The organism is Protofrankia sp. Cj3 (assembly GCF_917627355.1).
In the GTDB taxonomy this organism is placed as follows: Bacteria; Actinomycetota; Actinomycetes; order Frankiales; family Frankiaceae; genus Protofrankia.
The window spans coordinates 1-2,380 of the sequence record NZ_CAKJTR010000312.1 but is presented as its reverse complement, the minus strand read 5'-3'; the positions used below and the strand labels follow the sequence as shown (position 1 = coordinate 2,380).

General features: G+C 66.6%; 2 protein-coding genes and 2 pseudogenes. 3 read left to right on the top strand and 1 reads right to left on the bottom strand.

What is annotated here, in order from left to right:
• Positions 1-558 (top strand): annotated as a pseudogene (locus MJ783_RS22890) (hypothetical protein); the annotation flags it as partial.
• A gap of 15 nt (positions 559-573) precedes the next feature.
• Here the strand turns inward: MJ783_RS22890 and MJ783_RS22885 are convergent.
• On the bottom strand, positions 574-870 hold the full coding sequence (locus MJ783_RS22885; protein ID WP_239313891.1) for a tyrosine-type recombinase/integrase: 297 nt from the start codon (positions 868-870) through the stop codon (positions 574-576).
• On the opposite strand from MJ783_RS22885, the pseudogene MJ783_RS22880 reads away from it, so the two are divergent.
• Together MJ783_RS22880 and MJ783_RS22875 are read left to right on the top strand one after the other, a co-directional pair.
• A pseudogene (locus MJ783_RS22880) lies at positions 868-1,389 on the top strand (transposase); the annotation flags it as partial. The gene MJ783_RS22885 and the pseudogene MJ783_RS22880 overlap by 3 nt on opposite strands.
• Positions 1,390-1,447: 58 nt before the next feature.
• Positions 1,448-2,014, top strand: a complete 567-nt coding sequence (locus MJ783_RS22875; protein ID WP_239313889.1) for a hypothetical protein — start codon at positions 1,448-1,450, stop codon at positions 2,012-2,014.
• Positions 2,015-2,380: the final 366 nt, after the last annotated feature.

Here is a 2,380-nt window from a genome sequence, read left to right as displayed (position 1 = left end):
GACCTGATCGAGGTCTTTCACGACCTGATCGCCCGCCCCCGCACGCGTTGGATGCACAACTACGCCGGCTGCGGTTGGCACCACGGGGACTTCTCCCTCGACGCCGGCCGCGTCCTATACCGCTGGCGGGTCAATAACCTACTCGATCGGAGTCACTTCAGGCTGCGCCTGGCCGAGGAGGGCGATGACATCGGACGCCTCGTCAACGGCTCCGACCCGGCCCGGTCGGATCTGCTGCACGCCATGGCCCAGCGAACCGACCTCATCGGGGACCGGCTTCGTCACGCCATCAGCCTCTATCGCAGCCGCCACGCGGACGAACACGCCAAAAGATCGGCGGTTATCGTCCTTGCTGGCATTCTCGAGGAACGCCGCCCTCTGATCAAATCGGAGCTCCTCCGCAAGGACGAAGGAGACCTATTCTCGATCGCGAACAACTTCGCGATTCGACACCAGAACGAACAGAAGAAGAGCGACTACAGCGTCGAGTTCCTCGACTGGATCTTCTGGTGGTACCTCGCGACGATCGAGCTCACCGATCGCCTCGCAGCCCGCTGACGTACGTCTCCAGTCTCAGCGGCGCCGCGCCGCCGGATCGCGAGTCTGCTGCCAGCGGGCGAGAGCTTCGGGAGAGACCCTCGCGTAGCGGGCGAGGGAGGCGACGGAGGTGTGGCCGGAGTAGGCCAGCAGGGTGGAGGTGTTGGCGCCGACCTCGGCAGCGTGTGTGAGTGCGGAGTGCCGTAGTTGGTGCAGCGTCCACGGGCCACCGGGCAGCTTCTCGCTGGCCTGCTCGAAGCACTCCGCAGCGCGCCGGTAGGACAGCCGGGCTCGGCCGGTGTCGAGGTCCAGGTCGACGGCGGGCAGCCGCACGCGGGCGCGCCGTTCGGTGAGGAACACCGGTCCGGCCCGTCGCCCGTGGACCGACGCACGGGCGGGCTGAAGCGGCCGGTGGCCACCGACGGTGACCGGCTGCCGCTGGGCGTCGTCGCGGCAGGGGCGAACCGCCACGACTCACCCCTGCTGGCACCCACAATCGCCGAGGTCAAGCAGCAGGTCGGCGCCCTGCCCGAGCACCCCACCATGCACCTCGACTCCGGCTACGACGGAAAGCCATCCCGGAAAGCGCTCGACGACCACGGCATGGTCGGCGAAATCGCCAGACAAGGGGTTCCAGCCCCGATCCAGGTCGGGAAGAGATGGGTGTCGGAACGTACCCACTCGTGGATGAACGGCTACGGAAAGCTACGCCGCTGCACCGAGAAGGACGCGGCGGTCGTCGACTTCTACCTGTACCTGGCCGCCGCGTTCGTCACCGTCCGCAGTCTGATTCGGAGGGCCAGGACCACCCACCGCTGGGCCACCCGGCCCACCACCCGCCGTCTGAAGTGAGCCTATTGCCGGTCGCTCGTAGTCGGGATCGGCCCCGTTGTAGGCGCCGGACACGGACATGCTGGTCAGGTCCCAGCTGAACCGGGACACGTCCAGGCCGAACACGGCGATCGCGGCTGCGGCGATCGAGCCGACGACGGCGTCGGCCTGCTCGGCGAGCGCCTCCAGTGCCCGGCCGCAGCGGTCGTCGTTGAGCGCGTCCGGCTCGATCCCGAACCTCAGGCTGTTCGAACACCTGCCGATCAGGGTCATGAATCCTCCACTGCGAGAGGCCACCGGCTTCACCAAGCTCCTGCACTCGGTAACGCTGGCCGCGGTCGGCGGCTGGTCCGCCCCGAAGACCCGCCTGTCCTCCATCCCGGACGAAGCACGCGTCTTCATCGCGGACTGCCCTGGAGGCGTCATCTTCAAAGGCACCAGCGCCGCCAAGACCTGGGCTCAGCAGTATGAGGCGAGCCATGACCCGCTTCTGGACCGGCTCGGCCGGGCGCCGGTGTTGTTCCAGGAACGGATCGTCGGCCCGGACGTGCGAGTCCACCGGTCGACTACCGCGCCATCCTGGGTGGGAACGACCACCATCCGATCGTGCTGCCCGAATCCGTGGTCCGCGGCTGCGCCCGTCTGACCGAACACACGGGGATTCCCCTGCTGGGGGTGGATTTCAAAATTGACAGCGCCACCGGCGAATGGTAATTTCTTGAGAAGCATGCCTTGTCAGGATGGGGCGGAACCCTCTGCTCTCAGCACGATGCGGGCATCGCTTCGACCCGGTTGACGCCAACGTCACCCGTGAATGGCACGTCATCGCTGCCAACGTATAACTAACCGGCAGTCACACCGAACCTGAAATACCTGGCCAGCCGGTTACCCCTTAGGAACCTGCTGGCCGGAGATGGTCACGCGCAGTGGGCCTGAAGCCAGTTAGGTCGGCCAACTCGCGTGAGTAGATCGGAGAAGGCAAGCCTGAGTCGGAGCGGGGGATAACGGGTGG

What these genes read in the sequence shown, in the direction of transcription:
- MJ783_RS22875 (WP_239313889.1), top strand. Translation starts at nt 1,448, where the DNA reads ATGCTGGTCAGGTCCCAGCTGAACCGGGACACGTCCAGGCCGAACACG.